Source organism: Muricoccus nepalensis (genome assembly GCF_006438825.1).
Taxonomy (GTDB): Bacteria; Pseudomonadota; Alphaproteobacteria; order Acetobacterales; family Acetobacteraceae; genus Roseomonas; species Roseomonas nepalensis.
The window spans coordinates 185,747-208,109 of sequence record NZ_RCZP01000002.1 but is presented as its reverse complement, the minus strand read 5'-3'; the positions used below and the strand labels follow the sequence as shown (position 1 = coordinate 208,109).

Annotated in this window: 14 protein-coding genes; 3 read left to right on the top strand and 11 right to left on the bottom strand. The window is 74.9% G+C overall.

The window, feature by feature from the left end:
- Positions 1-12: 12 nt before the first annotated feature.
- The 10 genes from glgB to EAH89_RS03155 form a co-directional block, all read right to left on the bottom strand.
- On the bottom strand, positions 13-2,175 hold the full coding sequence (gene glgB, locus EAH89_RS03200) for a 1,4-alpha-glucan branching protein GlgB (protein WP_170182832.1): 2,163 nt from the start codon (positions 2,173-2,175) through the stop codon (positions 13-15).
- Positions 2,172-5,435 carry a maltose alpha-D-glucosyltransferase gene (gene treS, locus EAH89_RS03195; RefSeq protein ID WP_206667448.1) on the bottom strand — a complete coding sequence of 1,088 codons (3,264 nt, stop codon included), beginning with the start codon at positions 5,433-5,435 and terminating at the stop codon, positions 2,172-2,174. Before treS ends, glgB begins: the two co-directional genes overlap by 4 nt.
- Positions 5,436-5,493: 58 nt before the next feature.
- Positions 5,494-8,748, bottom strand: coding sequence for an alpha-1,4-glucan--maltose-1-phosphate maltosyltransferase (locus EAH89_RS03190; RefSeq protein WP_140881327.1), 3,255 nt, complete (start codon positions 8,746-8,748; stop codon positions 5,494-5,496).
- A gap of 158 nt (positions 8,749-8,906) precedes the next feature.
- Positions 8,907-12,080: a PAS domain-containing protein gene (locus EAH89_RS03185; protein ID WP_140881326.1), complete on the bottom strand. Its 3,174-nt coding sequence runs from the start codon at positions 12,078-12,080 to the stop codon at positions 8,907-8,909.
- Between the two features lie 90 nt (positions 12,081-12,170).
- Positions 12,171-13,634 (bottom strand): Ppx/GppA phosphatase family protein, encoded by a 1,464-nt coding sequence (locus EAH89_RS03180; RefSeq protein ID WP_140881568.1) that lies wholly within the window; start codon positions 13,632-13,634, stop codon positions 12,171-12,173.
- Between the two features lie 269 nt (positions 13,635-13,903).
- Positions 13,904-16,252 (bottom strand): RNA degradosome polyphosphate kinase, encoded by a 2,349-nt coding sequence (locus EAH89_RS03175; RefSeq protein WP_241666832.1) that lies wholly within the window; start codon positions 16,250-16,252, stop codon positions 13,904-13,906.
- A 10-nt stretch (positions 16,253-16,262) separates the two neighbouring features.
- Entirely contained in the window at positions 16,263-17,024 is a 762-nt protein-coding gene (locus EAH89_RS03170; RefSeq protein WP_140881325.1) for an HdaA/DnaA family protein, read from the bottom strand.
- Between the two features lie 11 nt (positions 17,025-17,035).
- The gene (locus EAH89_RS03165; RefSeq protein WP_140881566.1) at positions 17,036-18,214 is read right to left on the bottom strand and encodes an AI-2E family transporter; all 1,179 of its coding nucleotides are present in this window, start codon (positions 18,212-18,214) and stop codon (positions 17,036-17,038) included.
- Positions 18,214-18,843, bottom strand: a complete 630-nt coding sequence (locus tag EAH89_RS03160; RefSeq protein WP_140881324.1) for a CDP-alcohol phosphatidyltransferase family protein — start codon at positions 18,841-18,843, stop codon at positions 18,214-18,216. Before EAH89_RS03160 ends, EAH89_RS03165 begins: the two co-directional genes overlap by 1 nt.
- Positions 18,827-19,618, bottom strand: a complete 792-nt coding sequence (locus EAH89_RS03155) for a hypothetical protein (RefSeq protein ID WP_140881323.1) — start codon at positions 19,616-19,618, stop codon at positions 18,827-18,829. The genes EAH89_RS03160 and EAH89_RS03155 overlap by 17 nt, the downstream gene beginning before the upstream one ends.
- Positions 19,619-19,754: 136 nt before the next feature.
- Between EAH89_RS03155 and purM the strand changes: the two genes are divergently transcribed.
- The 3 genes from purM to EAH89_RS03140 are packed head-to-tail and all read left to right on the top strand — an operon-like array spanning position 19,755 to position 21,723.
- Complete coding sequence (purM, locus tag EAH89_RS03150; protein WP_140881322.1) at positions 19,755-20,816, top strand: phosphoribosylformylglycinamidine cyclo-ligase; 1,062 nt, start codon at positions 19,755-19,757, stop codon at positions 20,814-20,816.
- Positions 20,817-20,824: 8 nt separating this feature from the next.
- Entirely contained in the window at positions 20,825-21,514 is a 690-nt protein-coding gene (gene purN, locus EAH89_RS03145) for a phosphoribosylglycinamide formyltransferase (RefSeq protein ID WP_206667434.1), read from the top strand.
- On the top strand, positions 21,511-21,723 hold the full coding sequence (locus EAH89_RS03140) for a preprotein translocase subunit SecE (protein ID WP_140881321.1): 213 nt from the start codon (positions 21,511-21,513) through the stop codon (positions 21,721-21,723). The genes purN and EAH89_RS03140 overlap by 4 nt, the downstream gene beginning before the upstream one ends.
- 15 nt (positions 21,724-21,738) lie before the next feature.
- On the opposite strand, the gene EAH89_RS03135 is transcribed toward EAH89_RS03140, so the two are convergent.
- Positions 21,739-22,353 (bottom strand): hypothetical protein, encoded by a 615-nt coding sequence (locus EAH89_RS03135; protein ID WP_140881320.1) that lies wholly within the window; start codon positions 22,351-22,353, stop codon positions 21,739-21,741.
- Positions 22,354-22,363: the final 10 nt, after the last annotated feature.

The window sequence follows — 22,363 nt, the reverse complement described above, 5'->3', positions numbered from 1 at the left end:
GCGTGCTGGTCCTCAGGGCGCGAGAATAAGGGTCGCCAACGGGGGCAGGGACAGCATGAGCGATGCGGGCTGCCCGTGCGAGGCCTCGCCGGTCGCTTCCACCCCGCCGAAGTTCCCGACGCCGGAACCGCCGTAATGGCCCGCATCGGTGTTGAGGACCTCCCGCCAGTAGCCGCCGCGGGGAACGCCGATGCGGTAGTTGAGGCGCGGCACCGGCGTCATGTTGCAGACGACAAGGGCCGGGCTGCCGTCCGCGCCGAGGCGCAGGAAGGCGAAGACGCTGTTCGTGTTGTCGTCGCCGACCACCCAGGCGAAGCCCTGCGGGTCCGCGTCGCGCTGGTGGAGCGCGGGCAGCGCGCGGTAGCTCCGGTTCAGGTCGCGCACCAGCTCCTGCACGCCGCGGTGGCGGGGATCGTCCAGCAGGTGCCAGGGCAGCTGGCCGTCGTGGTTCCACTCCGTCGGCTGGGCGAGTTCGATGCCCATGAAGAGGAGCTTCTTGCCGGGATGGGTCCACATGAAGGCGAGGTAGGCGCGGAGATTGGCGCGCTTCTGCCAGTCGTCGCCCCGCATCTTGCCGAGCAGCGATCCCTTCCCATGCACGACCTCGTCATGGGAGAGGGGCAGCACGAAGTTCTCCGAGAAGGCATAGACGAGGCCGAAGGTCATCTCGCCGTGGTGCCAGCGGCGGTTGATCGGGTCCTCCTCCATGTAGTGGAGGGTGTCGTGCATCCAGCCCATGTTCCACTTGTAGTGGAAGCCGAGGCCCCCGTCGGAGACGGGCTTGGAGACGCCGGGCCAGGCGGTGCTCTCCTCGGCGATCATCACGGCGCCGGGGCAGCGCTGGCGCACGGCCTCGTTCAACTCCTTGAGGAAGGCCACGGCCTCGAGGTTCTCGCGCCCCCCGAAGACGTTGGGCACCCACTCGCCGGCGTTGCGGGAGTAGTCGCGGTAGAGCATCGACGCCACCGCGTCCACGCGCAGGCCGTCGACGTGGTAGTATTCCAGCCAGTGCAGCGCGGAGGCGATGAGGAAGCCGCGCACCTCCGTGCGGCCGAAGTTGTAGATGAGGGTGTTCCAGTCCTTGTGGAATCCCTCCCGCGGGTCCGCGTGCTCGTAGAGCGCCGTGCCGTCGAACTGGGCGAGCCCGAAGGCGTCGGACGGGAAATGCGCGGGCACCCAGTCGAGGATGACGCCGATCCCGGCCTCGTGGCAGGCCTCGACGAAGCGCGCGAAGCCCTCGGGCGTGCCGAAGCGGGCGGTGGGCGCGAAGAGGCCGAGCGGCTGGTAGCCCCAGGAGCCCCCGAAGGGGTGCTCCATGATCGGCAGCAGCTCGACATGGGTGAAGCCCATCCCCTTCACGTAGGGCACGAGGCGGGAGGCGAGGTTGTCCCAGTCGCCGGCATGGCCGTCGTCGGCGCGCCACCAGGACCCCGGGTGCACCTCGTAGATGGAGATGGGCGCGCTGACCGCCTGCGTGGCGCCGCGGTCCTCCATCCAGGCGCCGTCGCGCCAGGCGTAGGGAGACGGGTTGCCGACGATGGAGGCGGTGCCGGGCGCGAGCTCGGCCGCGGCCGCGACGGGGTCCGCCTTGAGCGGCAGCACGCCGCCGTGGGGGCCGAGGATCTCGTACTTGTAGTGCTCGCCGGGCGCGAGGCGCGGCACGAAGATCTCCCAGATGCCGGAGGCGCCGCGCAGCCGCATGGGATGGCGCCGGCCGTCCCAGGAGTTGAAGCCGCCGACGACCGAGACGCGCCGGGCGTTGGGCGCCCAGACCGCGAAGCGCACGCCGGGAACGCCGTCCACCGCCATCGCCCGCGCGCCGAAGACGCGGCCCATCTCGTGGTGCCGCCCCTCGCCGAAGAGGTAGATGTCCATGTCGCCGAGGAGAGGGCCGAAGGCGTAGGGGTCCTCCGTCTCCTGCACGCCGCCGAGCCAGGTGACGCGGAGCGTGTAGGGGCCGGGCGGCACATCGCCCTCGAAGAGGCCGCTGTCATGGACCTGCCGGAGCGCGACGGGCGCGCCGCCTCCGGGCACGGCCTCCACGCCGAGCGCGCCGGGCTGGAAGGTGCGGACCACGCCGCCGTGCCGGCCGAGCACCGCGAAAGGGTCGCCGTGGCGGCCCTCCGCGATGGCCTGGAGGGCCGGGTCGAGGGCCGCTTGCATCACGTCGTTCATGCCGTCACCAGTCGGTCGGCCAGCGCGGCGAGGCCGCGCAGCGGGATGGGGAGCCAGGCCGGCCGGTTCGCGACCTCGTAGCGCAGCTCGTAGGCGGCCTTCTCGAGCAGGAAGAGGTCGAGCAGCGCGTCGCGCGTGGCGGCGGGCGCCCACTGCACGGGCGATGCCGCCTCCGCCTCGTGATAGGCCGCCTGGAAGGCCGCGCCGGCCTCGGCGCGGAAGCGCGCGAGCAGCGTCTCGCGGCGCTCCGGCAGAGCGGTGCTGAGCGCCGAGGACGCCGCGGCCGCCGCGTAGTCGAGGGAGCGCAGCAGCCCCGCCACGTCGCGCAGCGGGCTGCCCTTGGCGCGGCGCTCCTCGAGCGTGCGCGCGGGCTCGCCCTCGAAGTCGACGATCACCGCGTCGCCCTGCGCCACCAGCACCTGGCCGAGGTGGAAGTCGCCGTGCACGCGCGTCATCAGCGCGCCATCGGCCGATTGCGCGAGCTTGCGCGCGGCCTCCTTCAACGCCTCGCGGCGGGCGAGGAGGCCCTCGGCGAGCGCCTTGTCCTCCCCGGCGAGATCCGCCCCCTCCAGCAGGTCCAGCGCGGGATCGAGCTGCGCGATCGCGCCCTCCGCCCAGGCCGTGCGGGAGGCCTCGCCCGCCACCTCCGGCGAGAAGGCCGGGTCGTCGCTCGGGGCGGCGAGCGCCGCGTGCAGCTCGCCCAGGCGCTTGCCGAGCGCCGCGATGAAGGAGAGGTAGCCCGCGAGCGCGTCGGTCTCGTCGTCGGCACCGGTGCCGCTGCCGGCCACGCTCTGGTCCGCGGCGCGGGCGAGCCAGTCGAGGGTCCAGCCCCAGCCGTCGCCCTGGTTGCGCACAAACCCTTGCAGCAGCATGAGGGTGACGGGCACGCCATCCGGCCCGGTGCGCACGACCTCGCCCAGCAGCGGCGCGATGTTCTCGAAGCCGGCCTCTGTCAGGTGGCGCGTGACCTCGGCCTCGGGGTGGATGCCGTTCACCAGCTTGCGCAGGATCTTCAGCACCGCCTGCTCGCCGACGATGATAGAGGAGTTCGACTGCTCGCCCGGCAGGCGGCGGACCTCCGGCTGCTCGCCGAGGTCCATCGCGCCCAGGCGCTCGCTGCCGACGAAGCGCACGGTGCCGTCCTCGGTCTCGGCCACAGCGCCCTGGCGGAGCGCGCCGAGGACGCGGTGGACGAAGTAGTCGGAGGCGAAGGCGTCGGTGAGGTAGCCCACGCGCCGCCCCTGGCGCACGCGGGACAGCGCGAGCTGGTAGGCGAGCGGGCCGGGTGTCTCGTCCTCCTCCATGGCCGCGAGCGGCACGGCGTAGCGCTCCGTGCGGCCGGGCAGCGTCACCTCGATCTCGGCGAGCAGCGTGTGGATGCCGCCGGGGATGGGCGCCAGCGCCCGCAGCTTCGCGGACTGCATGGCCTCGCCCTTGGAGGCGAACCAGCGCCGCTTGGGCAGCCAGGCCGGCAGCACCTCGCGCTCGATCTCGCCGCGCTGGGCGGGGCCCATGGCGGTGGCCGTGGTGGGGAAGACGATGGTGCGGAGGTCGGGCAAGGGTTCGGGCGCCTTCACATGCCAGGGCGGCAGGGCCTGCTCCGTCGCGAGGACGAACCAGTAGAAGCCATAGGGCGGCAGGGTGAGGAGATAGGTGAGCTGGCCGATCGCCGGGAAGGCGGTGCCGCCGAGCATCTCGACCGGCACCCGCCCCGCGTGCTGCGCGAGGTCCAGCTCCACCGCCTGGGCGGAGCGGGAGAGATTGAAGACGCAGAGGATGGATTCCCCGTTCTCCATCTCCCGCAGGTAGGCCAGCACCTTGCGGTTGCCGGGATAGAGCAGCCGCATGGAGCCGCGGCCGAAGGCCTGGCTGCGCTTGCGGGTGGCGAGCATGCGCCGCATCCAGTTGAGCAGGCTGTGCGCGTCGCGCGTCTGCGCCTCGACGTTCACGGCCTGGAAGCCGTAGAGCGGGTCTTGGATGACGGGCAGCACGAGCCCCGCGGGATCGGCGCGCGAGAAGCCGCCGTTGCGGTCGGGCGACCACTGCATGGGCGTGCGCACGCCGTCGCGGTCGCCGAGGTAGATGTTGTCGCCCATCCCGATCTCGTCGCCGTAGTAGATCACGGGCGTGCCGGGCATGGACATCAGCAGGCCGTTCATCAGCTCGATGCGGCGGCGGTCGCGCTCCAGCAGGGGCGCGAGGCGGCGGCGGATGCCGAGGTTGATGCGCGCGCGCCGGTCGGCGGCGTAGGTGTTCCAGAGGTAGTCGCGCTCCTTGTCCGTCACCATCTCGAGCGTCAGCTCGTCGTGGTTGCGGAGGAAGATCGCCCACTGGCAGCCCTCGGGGATGTCCGGGGTCTGGCGCAGGATGTCGGTGATCGGGAAGCGGTCCTCCTGGGCGATCGCCATGTACATGCGGGGCATGAGCGGGAAGTGGAATGCCATGTGGCACTCGTCGCCCTCGCCGAAGTACTGCTGCGTGTCCTCGGGCCACATGTTGGCCTCGGCGAGCAGCATCTTGCCGACGCCGGCGTAGCCGCGCTCGAGCTCCTTGCGGATGAGCTTCAGGACGTCGTGCGTCTCGGGCAGGTTCTCGTTGGTGGTGCCGTCGCGCTCGATCAGGTAGGGCACGGCGTCCAGGCGCAGCCCGTCCACGCCGGCATCGAGCCAGAAGCGCATGACGCCGAGCACGCGCTCCACCACCTCCGGGTTGTCGAAGTTAAGGTCAGGCTGGTGGGAGAAGAAGCGGTGCCAGAAGTACTGGCCAGCCACCGGGTCCCAGGTCCAGTTCGACTTCTCGGTGTCGAGGAAGATGATCCGCGTGCCCTGGTAGATCTCGTCCGTGTCGGACCAGACGTAGAGGTTCCGCTCGGGCGATCCCTTGGGCGCGTTGCGCGCGGCCTGGAACCAGGGGTGCTCGTTGCTCGTGTGGTTGATGACGAGCTCGGTGATGACGCGCAGGCCCCGGCGATGCGCCTCCTCGATGAAGCGCTGTGCGTCCTCCACGCTGCCGTAGTCCGGGTGCACGCCGGTGTACTCGGCGATGTCGTAGCCGTCGTCCCGGCGCGGGCTCGGGTAGAAGGGCAGCAGCCAGAGCGTGTCGACGCCGAGCTCCGCGATGTAGTCGAGCTTCGCCATCAGCCCCGGGAAGTCGCCGACGCCGTCGTCGTTCGCGTCGAAGAAGGACTTCACGTGGAGCTGGTAGATCACCGCGTCGCGGTACCACTGCGGGTCGCGCGGGTCGGCCTGGTGGTTGGGCATGGCGCCGGTCGTCGCGACGTCGGTCTTGGAGGCGGCATCGTCGGGCATGGTGGTTCTCTCAGGCGCCAAAGGGGCGCACGCGCCAGATGGCGAAGGGCAGGTCGGCGGGGTCGAGGCGCATCCGCTGGAACTTGCCGTGCAGCGCGAAGCGGTTCCCGCGCATCAGGTCCTCCACCTCCAGCCCCTCGTGGTCGGGCAGGCCGAAGCGCCAGAGCGGCAGCTCGTAACCCGCCTCCTGCGCCGCAGAGGTATCCATGGAGACGGCCACGAGCACGACGTTGGAACGGTCCGGCGTCGCCTTCTCGTAGAAGAGGACGTTGTCGTTGTAGGCCGGCAGGAAGGTGACGCCGAGATGGGTCTGCAGCGCCGGGTTCGCGCGGCGGATGTGGTTCAGGCGCGTCACCTCGTCCACGATGTCGCCGGGGCGGCGGTCCGGCCAGGCGCGGATCTGGTACTTCTCGCTGTCGAGGTACTCCTCCTTGCCCGGCACCGGCGTCGCCTCGCAGAGCTCGAAGCCCTGGTAGACGCCCCAGAGGCCCGACAGCGTCGCGGCCAGCGCCGCGCGGGAGAGGTGCATCGGCCGCCCGCCGGTCTGCAGGTGGCGCGGGTTGATGTCGGGCGTGTTGACGAAGAAGTTCGGGCGGAAGAAGTCGCGCGGGGCGGTCGTCGTCAGCTCCGTCAGGTACTCCGCCATCTCCTCCTTCGTCTCGCGCCAGGTGAAGTAGGTGTAGGACTGCGTGAAGCCGCTCTTCGCCAGGCGGTACATCACCTTCGGCCGCGTGAAGGCCTCGGAGAGGAACAGTACGTCCGGGTGGTCGGCGCGGATCTCCCCGATCATCCACTCCCAGAAGGGGAGCGGCTTGGTGTGGGGGTTGTCCACGCGGAAGATCTTCACGCCCTGGTCCACCCAGAACTTCACGGCCTCATACAGGGCGACCCAGAGCGAGGGCTTGGCGCCGGCGGCGTAGAAGTCGACGTTGACGATGTCCTCGTACTTCTTGGGCGGGTTCTCGGCGTACTTAATGGTGCCGTCAGGGCGCCAGTCGAACCACTCCGGGTGCTCCCTCAGCCAGGGATGGTCCGGGGCGCACTGGATGGCGAAGTCGAGGGCGAGCTCCAGCCCGTGCGCGTAGGCGGCGTCACGCAGGCGGTGGAAGTCCTCGATGGTGCCGAGCGCGGGGTGCAGCGCGTCGTGCCCGCCCTCCTCGGAGCCGATGGCGTAGGGGCTGCCCACGTCGTCGGGCCCGGGCGTCAGCGTGTTGTTGCGGCCCTTGCGGTTCTTCCGCCCAATCGGGTGGACCGGCGGGAAGTAGAGCACGTCGAAGCCCATCGCCTTCACGCGCGGAAGCTGGCGAATGACGTCGTCGAGCGTGCCGTGGCGCTCCTCGCTGCCGGACTGGCTGCGGGGGAAGACCTCGTACCAGCTCGCGAAGCGCGCCGCGATGCGCTCGGCCTCGACCCCGCCGGCGGGGTTCTGGCGCACGCGGTGCGGGCGGTCGTCGGCCAGCGCCATCAGCCCCGCGGTCTCCGGCGAGAGCAGCAGCGCGAGGCGCTCGGAATCGGCCGCACCCTCCAGCGCCTTGGCCAGCAGGTTCAGCGGCCGCTTCGTCGCGCCGATCCGGCCGGCGGCCTTCACGACGAGGCGGCGCCCCTCCTCCAGCTCCAGCGAGACGTTCACGCCCGCCGCGTGCTTCTTGGAAAGCTCGTCCCGGTAGCCCGCGAAGACGTCGAGCCAGGCCTCCACCGCGAAGACGTAGCGGCCCAGGCGCTCGAGCGGGAAGCTCGCCGTCCAGCGGTCGTTGCCGAGCGGCGCCATGCGCACCTCGCGCCAGCCCTTCTCGTCCGCCGTGCGCCAGAGCAGCGCGACGCCGAAGGTTGCGTGGGTGTCGGCGACAATGTCGGCCTCCACCGTCACCACCTCGCCCACCGTGCGCTTCACGGGGAAGCGGCCGCCGTCGACCAGCGGCGTCACCGCCTCGATGCCGATCCGGGGGAGGGCGACGCCCTGCTCGGGCGGCATGCGGGAGGCCGGCAGGCGGACCACGGGGTTCGCGCGCCCGGCCTGCAGAACCCGCACCGCGCCCGGCGGCAGCGTGACGGGCCGGCCCGGCACCAGCGCCTCGCCGTCGGCGTCGAGGAAGGGCGCGGGGCCGCCGGCGAGGCCGGGCAGCACCGTCTCGGGCAGCAGCGTCGCGGCCGCCCGGCGGTCGGGGTTGGCGACGACGAGCGTGGCCGAGGAGGCGACCCGCGGGTCCTCCGCCGCTCGCATCACCACCTGCACGGGCGCGCCCGGCCCGGTCAGCGCGCGGAGCGGCGCGCCCGAGAGGGGCGCGAGGGCGGCGACGAGGGCGGTCGCCTCGCGGATCTCGGCCGAGAGGTCGTAGGGCGCGTTCTCGCGCAGCCAGGCCCAGTCGCCCGGCCGGTCCTGGGCGGGGTTGGAAGGCCGGCGCGCGCCGTACTCGAAGCCCTGGGGCACGAGCAGCGCGTCGCAGAGCGTGGCCGCGAGCCGGAGGGAGAGGGCGGCGGCGCGGCCGCGGGCCGCCTCGTCGCCCTCCTCCACCGCGGCGCGGGTCTCGAAGGGCGCCTCGGGGAAGCCGACCAGGGGTCCGCCCACCGCCTCCCGTTCCGCCATGAACCAGGCGTCGCGCCCGTTCCACCAGGCCACGGAGGAGGCGAGCGCGTCGAAGCCCGCGCGCCGCAGCGCCGCGGCCTCTGGCCAGGGCAGGCCGGTGTTCCAGGCGATGAAGCCGGCCGGGGTGGCGCGGGTCAGCCGCGCCCAGGCCGCCGCCGGCACCTCGCCGGGCCGCACCGCGCGGAAGCCCGCGACCCCCGCCGCCGCCCAGTCCTGCAGCCGCGCCTCCCAGAAGGCGAGCGCCCCCTCCGACGCGAGGTCCAGCCGCGCGAGGCCGGGGCGGAGCGCGCCGCCGCGCGGGTCGGGCAGCGCGGCGTCGGCCCGGTGGAACCAGTCGGAATGGGCGGCGACGAGCGCGCCCTCGCTCGCGACGTGCTGCGGCTCGAGGTCGAGCCAGAGGCCGAGCCCCGCCGCGCGGCAGGCCTCGGCGATGGCGGCGATGGCCGCGGTGCCGCCCGTGCCGGCCTCCAGCAGCGGGTGCGCGCGGTCGTGGTCCGCCACCTCCATCAGGTGGCCCGAGCGCCCCGGCGAGAGCGGCGGCGGCATGCAGACCGCCCCGAATCCCAGGCCGGCCACCCTCTCCAGCTCGGGCTTCCAGCCGGAAAGCGGGCCGAGCAGGAGCGGGTTCACGTGGTACAGGGCGATGGAGCGCATCGCCGAGCAACGGTCGTTGGCGGTCATGGTTCCCGGTTCCGGCATCGCTGATTGCTCGGTCGGGGATCGCAGCAAGGGGCCACCCGGCCAAGCATGCTGCGGGGCAACAAGCCGTGAGGCGCCCGGTTGTTGCGGAGGCGTCGGCCACCCGGCGCGGTTGCCCGCTCGGGGGCCGGGGCGCGGCCTCAGGCGGGGGGCGCGCCCCCCGTCGCGGCCGCGAGCGCGGCGGCCAGGGCGTCGCGCCCGAAGGGCTTGTCCAGCCGCGGCACCTCCGGCGCCTCGCCCGCCGGCAGGTCGGCGTAGCCGGTGGCGAGGATCACGGGCAGGCCCGGGTGCCGCGCCGCGATCCGCCCGGCCAGCTCCGCCCCGGTCATGCCGGGCATGGCATGGTCCGTCACGACGGCGTCCGGCACCGGCCCGGCGCGCAGCGCCTCCAGCGCCGCGGCGGCCGAGCCCGCCTCGCACACGGCGTGGCCGAGATCGGCCAGCAGCGCCGCGCTGCTGGACAGCACCAGCGGGTCGTCGTCCACGAGGAGGACCGAGAGGCGGCGGGCGGCCGGGGGCGCGGTGGGGACGGCCAGCGGCGGCGGCGCGGCCTCCGACCCCGGCTCGGCGCGGGGCAGCCAGATCTCGGCGGTGGTGCCCCGCCCGGGCACGCTGGACAGGCGCAGCGCGCCCCCCGACTGGGCGCAGAGCCCGTGCACCATCGACAGGCCGAGGCCGGTGCCGCGCCCCACGCCCTTGGTGGTGAAGAAGGGCTCGGTCGCCCGCGCCAGCGTCTCGGCGTCCATCCCCGCCCCTTCGTCCGAGACGAGGATGACGAGGCAGTCCCCGGACGGCGGCGGGTCGCCCGCGCCGGGCAGGCCGCGGCGGGGCGCGGCGGGGGCGTTGCGCGCGGCCAGCCGCACCCGCCCGCCGGGGAAGCGCTCGGGCGGCATGGCGTCGCGCGCGTTGACGCAGAGGTTCAGCAGCGCGAGCTCGAGCTGGTTCGGGTCGGCGTGCACCCACCAGAGGCCGTCCGGCACCTCGATCTCGAGCGGCGTCGCGGGGCCGAGGCTGCGGGCGAGGATGTCGCGCAGCGCGAGGATGAGGGCCGCGGTGTCCACCGCCCCCATGCGCAGCTCCTGCCGCCGGGCGAAGGCGAGCATCCGGCGGGTGAGCGCGCCGCCCCGCTCGGCGGCGCCGGCCATGCCCTCCAGCAGCCGGAGCGCGGCGGGATCGGCCAGAAGGGAGGGGCGCTTGCCCAGCAGCGCCGCGCCGGAGGCCACGACCTGGAGAAGGTTGTTGAAGTCGTGCGCCACGCCCCCCGTGAGCTGGCCGAGCGCCTCCATCTTCTGCGCCTGGGCGAGCTGCGCCTGGGCGGCCTCGGCGGCGGCCACCGCCTCCCCCACCCGCGCCTCCAGCACCGCCTGGGCGGCGCGGCGGCCGGTGACGTCGGCGTAGACGCCGACGCAGCGCTCCCCCCGCCCGCCGCCGGGCGCGGGAGGGCCGGGAAGCAGGCGCCCCGTGGCCGCGATCCAGCGCTCCCCGGCGGGGGCGAGGACGCGGTGCTCGACCGTCACCGCCGCGCCGCCCACCAGCATGCGCCGCCAGGCGGCGCGCACCCCGGCCCGGTCCTCCGGGTGGATCAGCGCCTCCCAGGCCGCGAGGTCGCCGACGCCGTCGGGCGGCGCGGGCCGGCCGATGAGGGCGAAGTGCCCCGGCGAGAAGACCCCCCGTCGGGTGCCGAGGTCCACGTCGAAGGCGACGAGGCCGCTCGCGTCCATGGCCAGGCGCAGGCGCTCCTCGGCGGCGGCCAGGGCGGCGCGGTTCTCGGCCAGCCGCGCCTCCGTGCGCCGGAGGCTGGAGAGGTCGACGTGCACGCCCCGGAAGCGGATGGCGCGCCCCTGCCCGTCCCGCTCGACCTCGGCGAGGGCCGAGATCCAGCGCGTCTCGCCCTCGGGGGTCAGGACGCGGTACTCCGCGACGTAGTCGGGGCCGCCCGCGGCCACCGCGGCGAGGAAGGCGGCCGAGACGCGCTCCCGGTCCCCGGGATGGAGGCGCGACACCCAGTCCGCGTGCGGCTCCTCTTCGGCGTCCGGCGGCAGGCCGTGCAGGGCGAGGTACTCGGGGGAGCGGAGGTTGCGGAAGCGCGGCCCGCCCTCAACGTCGTGCTCGACCAGCAGCTCGAAGCCGCCGACCCGCGCCAGGCGCTGCGTCCGCGCCAGCTGCGCCTCGCGCTCGCGCAGCGCCCGGTCGCGGGCCGCGATGGTCTCCCCGGCGCGGGAGAGGGCGGCGCCGACCGTGTTCATCTCCGGCACGGGGGTGCGGACGGGCGGCACCGGCCGGCCCTGCCCCAGCACCGTCGCGGCCCCGGCCAGCGCCTCCGCCGCCCCCGCGATCCGCGACGCGACGGCCAGCGCCAGCAGCAGCGCGCAGGACAGCAGCACCGCCCCCAAGCCGGCCAGCGCCTGCACGGCGCCGCGCACCGGCGCGTTCACCCGCTCCGCGACGAGGCTGGCGCCGACGTCCCAGCCCGCCTCCGTGCGCGCGTGGGCGAAGACGATCGGCACGCCATCCGCCCCCCGCCCCCGCTGGACGCCGTTCAGCGCGCCGTGGAAGCCCGGGCCGGCATCGGCGCCCAGGGCGGATTCAGGCAGGGCGGCCTCGGGCGCGCGGCTCTGCGCGACCACGCGGTGCGCCCGGTCCGCCACCACGAAGCCCCAGCCCTCCTCCGGCAGGGCGAGCCGCAGGCGCTCCGCCAGCCGGGCGGCGCGGAAGGCGGCGCCGAGCAGCAGGCGATGGCCCTGCGCGTCGCTCACGGGAAGGACCACGGCGTAGGTGGGCGCGCCGGTCATGGGGCTGGTGAAGAGGTCCGACACGGTGAAGCGGCCGTCCGGCGCCTCCGCTCCCCCCAGCCAGGGCGGCCGCGCGAGCGGCGCGCCCGCCTCCTCCGCGCGCGGGACCGCGGTGTGGAGGAGAAGCCGCCCGTCCGCGGCGCGCAGCACGAGGTTCGAGCCGATGTCCCGCCCGACCGAGACCATGTGCTGGCGCACCGCCTCCCGGTCCCCCGCCGCGAAGGCCGGCGTGCCGGAGACGGCGCGCAGGGTGAGGGAGAGCGCCTCGAACTCAGCGTCGACCACGCGCGCCAGCGCCTCCGCCCGGGCCAGCACCGAGCGCTCGACGCCGTCGCGCTGCGCGCCGGCGAAGCGCCAGAGCACCAGGCCCGCGAAGAGCAGCACCGGCAGGACCGCCGCGAGCACGAGGAGCAGGAGCCGCGCGCGCAGGCCGAGCGCCGGGCCGCGCCGTGCCGCCCCCGTCACGGCGATGCGCTCGACCGGGCCGGACGCCTCCGCGGTCCTGTGACGTGCCTCGGGCATTTCCCCGACCCTGCACCGGCCTCGCCCGCCGCGCCAGCGCCGCCCCCGCACTGGGGCGCCCTCGCGAAGGGCGGCGTCATCCGGCCCCGGTCAGGCGGCCTCGGGCCGCGGCGCGAGCTCCACCACCGCCTCGAGCCCCATCGCGGCGGCCAGCGCCTCCACCCGCCGCTGCACCCCCTCGCCGGCGAAGACGCCGCTTCCCTCGACCAGACGCAGCACCAGCCGGTCGCCGCGCGGGACGAGGGCGGTGCCGGACAGCAGCGCCAGCGTGCCGCCGGACAGGGTGTAGGCGAGCCGCAGGGCGGCCGCGAGCCGCTCCGCCCGCTGCTGCACCTGGGGCCCCAGCAGGGCGCGCGCCGGCGCCACCACCGCGGGGTCGGCCGCGTCGTAGCGAAGCGCGGTGACGAGGGCGAGGAAGGCGCGGGCGTGGTGGTCCAGCCCCACGCCGGGCTGGCGCAGGACGCGGAGGAAGGCCTGCTCTGCCCGGTAGTCCGGGTGGTCGTGGCTGCCCACGTCCGAGAGCTGGCAGGCGGTGCGGCGCAGCGCCGCCTCGGCGGGCCCCTCGCCGGGAAAGAGGGGCGCGGTCCAGGCCGCGAGGGCTGCCGGCAGGGCGGGGTCGCGCCCGAAGCGCGCGGCGAGCTCCGTGCCGACGGCGAGCAGCGGGTCCTGCGCCCGCACCTCGTCGCTCAGCAGGCGGGAGTACCAGCCCTCCCGCAGCCCGTTGGCCGAGAAGACCACGCGCCGCGCGCCGGTGAGGCGGAGAAGGCGGCGCAGGACCACGGCGGCGTAGGGAAGGTCGGCCGCCCGCTTGGCCGGCGCGCCGGGCATCCGCCCCGGCCGCTCGCCGGCCGCAATCACGGCCGCGCAGAGGTCGCGCGCCTCCTCCCGGCGGAGGACGTAGTGATGCACGATCGAGAGCGGGTAGCCGGTCTGGACGATGTGGATCTTCGCCAGCGCCCGCCAGGCGCCGCCGACGAGGTAGAGGTCCCGTCCCTGCCCCCGCGCCAGCCAGGGCACGGCCGAGAGCGCGCCCTCGGCGATGGCGCGGGCGCGGGAGGGATCGCTGCCGGACTGCTCGGCCAGGCGGATCACGCCGAGCGGCAGGCTGACCGAGGCCGCGGGCCGGCCGGCCGCGAGGTCCACGAGCTCGAGGCTGCCGCCGCCGATGTCGCCGAGGATGCCGTCGGCGCCGGGCACGCCGAGCAGCACGCCGTCCGCCGACATGGCCGCCTCCTCCATGCCGGAGAGGATGCGCAGCGGCACGCCGGGCATGCGCGCGCGCAGCGCCTCGGCGAAGGCCGGGCCGTTGGCGGCGTCGCGCATGGCCGCGGTGGCCAGCACCTCGACCGGCTCCGCCCCCATGGCGCGCGCGATGGCGAGGTAGCGGCCCATGATCGTGAGCGCGCCTTCGACCGCCGCCGCGTTCAGCCGCCCCGTCGATTGCAGCCCGCGCCCGAGCCCGAGCACCGCCTTCTCGTTGAAGATCGTGGAGGGGTTCCGCCCCAGCCCCTCGAAGACGACGAGACGGACCGAGTTCGACCCGAGATCAACCACCCCCGCGCGAGGCGGGGCCTCGTCGCCCCCGCGAGGCGGCGCCTCGTCGCCCCCGGCGCGAAGCGAAGCTTCGTCGCCAGCGCGAACCGGAGCCTCGTCGCCGTTGCGAGGCGAGGCCTCGTCGCTCCCGGTTCTCACCGGTGTCCCGCCGCCCCTCACGCGAGGCGAGGTCTCGCCCCCGGGACGAAGGACAACCTCGTCGGCGCGAGCCGGCGCCCCGTCGCCCGGCCGGTGGGGCCGGGCGGTTGCTTCGCTCTCTCCCACGCCCGTCAGTCCTGCGCCACGCGGTCCGGCCGGCGCCGGGTGGGCGCGCGCGGGCGGGGCGCCCGGTGCAGCGCGCTGCCGCGGCCGGAGAGGGACGGGTTGGTCATGAAGTACTCGTGCGCGGAGAGCGGCTGCGCCCCCGGCGCGCCCACCAGCCCCGCGACGCGGCGATAGACGCCGTCCGGGTGCAGCTCCCAGGACTGGTCGCGGTCCTTCAGGTTCACGACCATGATCTGGTCGAGCACCTGGGCGTGCACGGTCGGGTTCTCCACCGGCACCATCGTCTCCACGCGCCAGTCCATGTTGCGGCCCATCCAGTCGGCGCTGCTGATGAAGACCCGCGCCCGCCGGCTCGGCAGGCGGTGGCCGTTGGCGAAGACGCAGATGCGGGAGTGCTCGAGGAAGCGGCCGACGATGGACTTCACCCGGATGTTCTCGGACAGCCCGACGACGCCCGGCCGCAGGCAGCAGATGCCGCGGATGACGCAGTCCACCTTCACTCCCGCCCGTCCCGCGCGGTAGAGCGCGTCGATCAGGCCCTCGTCCACGAGCGAGTTCAGCTTCAGCCAGATGCCGGCCGGCCGCCCCTCGCGCGCGTTGACGATCTCCTGCTCGATCAGCCCCATCAGCGTCGGCCGCAGCGTCAGCGGCGCGAAGGCGAGGCTCTCCATCGTCTCGGGGCGCGCGTAGCCCGTCATGTAGTTGAACAGCCGCGCCGCGTCGCGCGTGAGGCCGGGATCGGCGGTGAAGAAGGACAGGTCCGTGTAGATGCGGGCCGTGACCGGGTGGTAGTTGCCCGTCCCGAAATGCGCGTAGGAGCGCAGCGACCCCGCCTCGCGACGCACGACGAGGCTCACCTTGGCGTGGGTCTTGAGGTCGACGAAGCCGTAGACGACCTGCACGCCCGCCGATTCCAGCTCGCGCGCGAGCGCGATGTTGCGCTCCTCGTCGAAGCGCGCCTTCAGCTCGACCATGGCGGTGACGGACTTGCCGGACTCCGCGGCCTCGATGAGGGCGCGCGCGATCGGGCTGTCGCGCGAGGTGCGGTAGAGCGTCTGCTTGATCGCGATGACCGCGGGGTCGCGCGCCGCCTGGCGCAGGAACTGCACGACCACGTCGAAGGATTCGTAGGGATGGTGGACGACGATGTCCTTCGCCCGGATGGCCGCGAAGCAGTCGCCCCCGAAGTCGAGGATGCGCTCGGGGAAGCGCGGCGTGTAGGGCTTGAAGAGCAGGTCCGGCCGGTCGTCGAGGATGATCTGCGTGAGGTCGGACAGGCCCAGCAGCCCCTGCAGCGCGAAGATCTCCCCCTGCGGCGCGTCCAGCTCCTCGGCGACGAGGTCCACGAGGTCCGACGGCGTGTCGGCGGTGACGGAGAGGCGGATCGCGCGCCCCCGCCGCCGGCGCTTCAGCGCGCTCTCGTAGGAGCGGACGAGGTCCTCCGCCTCCTCCTCGAACTCGACGTCGGTGTCGCGGATGAGGCGGAACAGCCCGCGCTCGGCGAGGATGAAGCCGGGGAAGAGGCGGCGGAGATTGAGGAGGATCACCTCCTCCAGCAGCACGAAGCGCGCGGGCTCCCGCCCCCCCTCCGTGCGCGGGCCGCCCGGGGGAAGCCGGATGAAGCGCTCGAGCTGCGGCGGCAGCGGCAGGATGGCGCGCATGGTGCCGCCGTCCTCCTCCCGCACGAGCTTCATGATGAGGCAGAGGGCGAGGTTGGCGAGGAAGGGGAAGGGGTGCGCGGGGTCGATCGCCAGCGGCGTCACCACCGGGAAGACCCGCTCCATGAACCAGCTCGCCAGCCATTCCCGGTCGGCGGTGGAGAGGTCCGCGGGGTCGCTCAGCAGGATGCCGGCCTCGGCGAGCTGCCCGCGCAGGCTCAGCCACCCGTCCTGCTGGCGGGAGAGGAGCCGCCCGGCGCGCTCGTGGATGGCCGAGAGCTGCTGCGCCGGGGTCAGCCCGTCCGGCGAGACCGCGGCCACCGCCGCCCGCTCCTGCCCCGCCAGCCCCGCGACGCGGACGGAGTAGAACTCGTCGAGGTTGGAGGAGGAGATCGCGACGAAACGCAGCCGCTCCAGCAGGGGATGGGCGGGGTTGGCCGCCTCCTCCAGCACGCGCTCGTTGAAGGCCAGCCAGGACAACTCGCGGTTGATGAAGCGGCCCGGGTCGGTCAGCGCCGGCTCGGGTGCCTCGGCCGGCGGCGGCTCGGCCGGCAGCGCGGCCGCCGCGGGGGTGCCGCGCAGCGAGGCCGGCTGGTCGGGGCGCGCCGGGCGCGGCGCCGCCGGCCGGGGCGCCTCGCTTCGCGGGGCCTCGGGGCGGGCTGGCTCGGTCTTGGCGGTGTCCGGGTTGGCGTCCATGGCCCCAAGGTTACAGCAAGGTGCCCATGGAAGCGGAGGGCGCGCCCGGGGTTGCCACAAAATCGTCACCGGCCCCGTCGAAGGCCCCGTCCTCGCCCCCTTCCCCGCTGCCGTCGAGCAGCCCGGCCAGGACCTCGCGCGCGAGGCCGCGGGTGATCCCCCCGCCGCCCGCCAGGGCCGCGCGGTCCAGCCGGGCGGCCGCCTCGGCCAGCGCCGCCGCCTCCCGTGGGAGGCGGGCGAGGAGCCAGTCCTGCACCGCCGGCTCTACCCGGAGCTGCCGGCGCTCGAAATGCCGGGCCAGCAGGGCGCGGAGCAGCGCGTCCGTCGGCTGGCCGAGCGCGGCCGAGGCGGTGGCGCGCAGCCGGCTGGCGAGGTCCGGCAGGGCCACCGGCCAGCGCCCCGGCGGCTCCCGCCCGGCCATCAGCAGCAGGTGCCCGCCCGCCGCGCAGGCGTTGATGAGGTGGAACAGCGCCGCCTCCTCCGCCGCGCAGTCGGCGTCATCGAGCGCGGTGGGCGCCCCCTGCGGCACGCCCCGCAGCAGCGGCCCCGAGAGGCGCCGGAGCCCCAGCCGGCGGGAGGCCTGGGCCAGGAGGGCGGACTTCCCGCTCCCCTCCGGCCCGTGCAGCACGAGCCGCCCGGCCGGCCAGCTCATGGGATCGCCGAGCCAGGTGCGGGCGACGGCGTTCGAGGAATCGGGCACCGGGTCGATCTCGACCTCGGCGCGCGGAAGCAGCGGCAGAGGAAGCTGCCGGGCGGTGGAGAGGGAGGCCATGGGTCGGGCGTTCAGCCCCCGGTCCGGGGCGGGTCGAGGTAGAGCGGGCTCTCGAGGTAGCGGCGCAGCCAGTAGCGGGCGAGGACCCCGATCATGGCCGCGATCGGCACCGCGAGAAGCACGCCGAGGAAGCCGAAGGCGACGCCGCCGGCGAAGAGCGCGAAGATCACCCAGACCGCGTGCAGGTCCACCCGGTCCCCGAGCAAGCGGGGGTAGATGATGTAGCCCTCCACGATCTGGCCGGCCAGGAAGATGCCGACCACCATCCCCACCCCGCGCAGCGTGCCGAACTGGCCGATGGCCAGCAGCACCGCGGTGACCATGCCGGTCAGCGACCCGACATAGGGGATGAAGGTGAACATCCCCGCCAGCAGCCCCACCAGCAGCCCGAGCTCCAGCCCGACGGCCGAGAGCGCGAGGGCGTAGTAGACCGCGAGCAGCGCGCAGCAGAGGAGCTGCCCGCGCAGCCAGGCCGAGAGCACCCGGTCCGTGTCCCGCGCGAGCTGCCGCAGGACCGCCGCGTTGCGCCGGGGCAGCCAGGTCTCGACCCGCGCGATCAGCCGCGGCCAGTCGCGCAGGAGGTAGAAGCCCACCACCGGCGTCACGACCGCGAAGGTGAAGACGCTGAACAGCGCGTAGCCGCCGCCGATGAGGCGCGTGGCCGAGGTGCCGAGCCAGACGAGGATGGACCCCACCTGGGTGACCGCGAGGTCCTGCAGCCGCGGGTCGAGCTCCATCGGCGCGATCGCCTTCTCGGTCGCGGCCAGCAGGTCCTGCACCAGCACGCCGATCCGCGCGACGTAGGAGGGCAGCCGCGCGAGCAGCACGCCGATCTGGGAGATCAGCAGCGGGTAGAGCAGCAGCAGCGCGAGCAGCGCCAGCGCCATCAGCCCCGTGATCAGCAGCCCGGCCCCCAGCCAGCGCGGCACCCCGATCCGCGCCAGCCGCGCGGCCAGGGGATCGAGGAAGTAGGCGACGCAGACCGCCAGCACGAAGGGCGTGAGGATCGCCGAGAAGAACCAGAGCGAGAACACCCCCGCCGCGAGCAGCCCGAAGACAAGCCCGAGCCGCTGCGCCCGCGTCGCGTTGCGCGGCCCGGGCGAGGGCGGCAGCGGCGCCCGCAGGGGCCGGGTGAGCGGCGGGGCCGCGGCGGCGGGGGGGCCGCCCCCCTTGCCCTCGTCGAGCGGCATCATGCGGGCAGGGAGCGCGAGGCGTCGCGCACGTAGGCGGCCCCGGAGGCGATGGTGGTCGCCGTCACGCAGCCGATGAGAAGGGGCAGCAGCCAGTCGCCGTCGAGATCGAAACCGCGCAGCAGCAGCGCCGCGGCGGCCAGGGTGATCTGCATCAGCGTGTTCAGCTTCGAGACCAGCAGCGGCCGGATCGCCGGCCGGACGCCCATCAGCGCCAGCACCAGCAGCCCGCCCACGATCAGCAGGTCGCGGAACACGACGAGGATGGCAAGCCAGTCCGGCAGCACGCCGATGATCGCGAGGGTGACGTAGACCGAGACGAGCAGCGCCTTGTCCGCCAGCGGGTCTAGGATGGCGCCGAGATGCGACCGCGCGTTGCTGACCCGCGCCAGCCAGCCGTCCACCGCGTCCGACACCCCCGCGCCGACGAAGACGAGGAAGGCGAGGTCCAGGCGGTGCTGAATCACCAGCCACACCACCGCCGGCACGGCGCAGAGCCGGGCGAGCGTGATGACGTTGGGCAGGGTGAAGAGCGCGCTCTCGGCGGGCGAGGCGGCGCGCCCCGCCTCCCCGGCGGCCGCCGGCCGCTCGGAAGGCCCGGCGGGCCCGCGTTCATGCTCCTCCGGCAAGGCCGACTCGCCAGCCCGGGCCCGTCGTGGGGACCGGCAGGCCGTTGGCGGCGGGCGGCTGGGCCGGCTGCAGCAGGATGCCCCCCTGGGCCAGCTCCGGCGCGGCCACGGCCGGCGGGCTGCGCAGCCCGATCCGCAGACGGGCGCCGTCCACCGACAGCGCGAGGACGTCCAGGCTTCCCACCGACGGCTGGGCCAGCAGGCGCTGGCGGAGCGCGAGGTACTCCGCGAAGGAGTAGAAGCGCGCGCCGGCGTCGAGATAGGCCGTCAGCGGCATGACCGGCGGCACGCCGGGCGGCAGGGGCGAGGCGCTGGGCGCGGCACCGGGCGCGGGCGCCACCGGCCCGCCGAGCGGCGGCACCGCCCCGGCCATCCCGCCCGCCACCGCGCCGTTGGGCACGCCCGCGCCGGGCGCCGCGGCCACCGCCCCGCCGGAGGAGGAGGACCCCGCCCCCCGGAACCGGATGGTGTAGCGGCCCGAATAGCCGTTCAGGGTGGAGCGCTCCTGCTCCACGACCATGCTCGTCACCAGCGACTCGATCTGCGCGGGCGAGGCGTTGGGGTTGGCCCCGGTCGCCGCCGCGTAGCGCTGGTAGGCCAGGCGCTGGGCGTTCGCGATGGCCCGCTCGCGCGCCAGGACGGCGTTGGCGGCCGTCGCCTCCGCCGGCACGCCGCGCTGCACCGCCGGGTCGTCCTGCGCCCGCGCCGGCGCCGCGGGCGCGAGCAGGGCGGCGAGGACGAGTCCCGCCCCGGCCAGCCGCGCGAGGCCCCGCATGCCCCCCTTGCGCGGGCCGCGGATTGCGCCGCCGCGCCGGACATGATGGGTAGCGCGACCGTCTGATTTGGGCATAAGCCGCCTCCCGTGAGCCGCATGCAGGTTCCCCGCCGGGGATAGCCGATCAAGGACCGCCATGACCAGACTGACCTACCGCGACGCCGGCGTGGACATCGAGGCCGGCGACGCGCTGGTCGACCGGATCAAGCCCCTGGCCCGTTCCACGGACCGCACCGGCACCATGGGCGGGCTCGGCGGCTTCGGCGCCCTGTTCGACCTTCGCGCCGCCGGCTTCCAGGACCCCGTCCTCGTCTCCTCGACCGACGGCGTGGGCACGAAGCTGCGCCTCGCGATCGACGCGCGCCGCCACGGCACGGTGGGCATCGACCTCGTGGCCATGTGCGTGAACGACCTCGTCGTGCAGGGCGCGGAGCCGCTGTTCTTCCTCGACTACTTCGCGACCGGCGCGCTGGACGTGGCGCAGGCGGCCGAGGTCGTCTCCGGCATCGCCGAGGGCTGCCGCCAGGCGGGCTGCGCGCTGGTCGGCGGCGAGACCGCGGAGATGCCCGGCATGTACCACCGCGGCGACTACGACCTCGCGGGCTTCTCGGTGGGCGCGGCGGAGCGCGGCGCGCTGCTGCCGGCCGGCGACGTGGGGCCGGGCGACCTCGTGCTCGGCCTCGGCGCCTCGGGCGTCCACTCCAACGGCTTCTCCCTCGTCCGCCGCGTCCTCGAGGCCGGCAACGCCGGGCTCGCCGACCCCGCCCCCTTCGCCGCCGGCCGGACGCTCGGCGAGGCGTTGCTGGAGCCGACCCGGATCTACGTGAAGCCGGTGCTTGCCCTTCACCGCGCGGGGCTGATCAAGGCGGCCGCGCACATCACGGGCGGCGGCCTGCCCGGCAACCTGCCGCGCGTCCTGCCGGATGGCACGGTGGCGGTGGTCGAGGCCGGGTCCTGGCCCGTGCCGCCGGTCTTCGCCTGGCTGGCCCGCACCGGCGGCGTCGCGCCCGAGGAGATGCTCCGGGTGTTCAATTGCGGGATCGGCATGGCGCTGGTGGTGGAGCCCGGCAAGGCCGAGGCCGCCGTCGCGATGCTCGCCGGACACGGCGAGACCGCGCACCGCATCGGCCGCGTCGAGGCGGGCGAGGGCGAGGCCGAGGTCCGGATGGAGGGGCTCTCCGCGGCCTGGCCGAACTGAGGGGGGCGGTGCGTCCCCGCGTCGCGGTCCTCATCTCCGGCCGCGGCAGCAACCTCGGCGCCCTGATCGCCGCCGCGCGCGACCCCGCCTACCCCGCCGAGCTCGCCCTCGTGCTGTCGAACCGCGCGGACGCCGCGGGGCTGGAGCGGGCGCGCGAGGCCGGCATCCCGACCGCCGTGGTGGAGAGCCGCCCCTTCGGCCGCGACCGCGCGGGCTTCGAGGCCGCGATGGGCGAGCGCCTCGCGGGGGCGGGCATCGACCTCATCGCGCTGGCCGGCTTCCTGCGCGTGCTGACGGAGGGCTTCGTCACGGCCTGGTCGGGCCAGATGCTCAACATCCACCCGAGCCTCCTTCCCGCCTTCCCCGGCCTCGACACCCACGCCCGGGCGATTGCCGCCGGCGTGCGCCTGCACGGCTGCACCGTGCACTTCGTGACGCCGGGCGTGGACGAGGGGCCGATCATCGCCCAGGCCGCCGTGCCCGTCCTGCCCGGGGACGACGAGGACGCCCTGGCCGCGCGCGTGCTCGCGCAGGAGCACCGCCTCTACCCCGCCGCCCTCGCCTGGGCCGCCTCCGGCCTCGCGCGGCTGGAGGGCGGGCGGGTCGCGATCGGGGCGCCGATGGCCGCGGGCGCGCTCGCGAACCCCTTGCCCGGCCCCTTGCTTGGCAGCGCCGCCCTCCCTACAGAAATGCCATGAACGCCGCCCCTCCCGATCCCCGGCGGGCGGCCCAGAACGGGGCACCGACCATGGCCGAGGCCAAGCAGACGATCGATTTCGAGGAAGTGAAGTCGAAGGACATCATCGCCGACCGCCAGACCGGCTGGGCCCAGTTCACCCGCGCCGCCAGCTGGGCGGTCGTCATCATCGTCCTGCTGCTGGTCGCGCTGAAGTTCCTCTTCGGCTGACGGGCCGCCGCGCCCCTAGTGGCGCGGCATCCCCAGCCCGAGGCTGCGGCCCATGTCGCCGAGGTCGACGCGGCGGTAGCCCTCCGGCACCCGGAAGCGGGAGGGGTCCTGGCGGGCGTACTCCACCCGCGTCGCCTCCAGCCCCTCGCCGCGCTCGTTCACGCCGCGCAGCAGCACGCCGTCCGCGGTGAGGCAGGCGGTGCCGCGCTGCCCCCCCTCGTCGAAGCGGTAGTTCGTGCAGCGGTGCCCGGCCTGGGTCGCCGTGCCGGCCCCCGTCAGCCGGGCCGATTCGACCATGCGCAGGTAGCGCATCGCCTCGTCCTGCCGCACCGGGCTCGGGGTCACGACGCGCATCGAATCCATCACCATCTCCGTCCGCCCGGTGCGCCGGTCCGCGAGCGCCCAGGCGGGCATGGAGGGGGATTCCACCCGCAGCCGCCCCTCCGCCGCCAGCGCGGCCACCGTGAACTCGCGGGGCGTCTGGGGCGAGGCGTTGCCGAGCACGCGGTAGCTCACCACCACGTCGCGCGTGGGGAAGCTCGGCGGCCGCGCCGGGGAGGGGGACGGGGATTGCGCCTGGGCACCGGTCGCGAGCACGGCCAGGGCCAGGAAGGGGAGCAGCGCGCGCATCGGTCGGCCT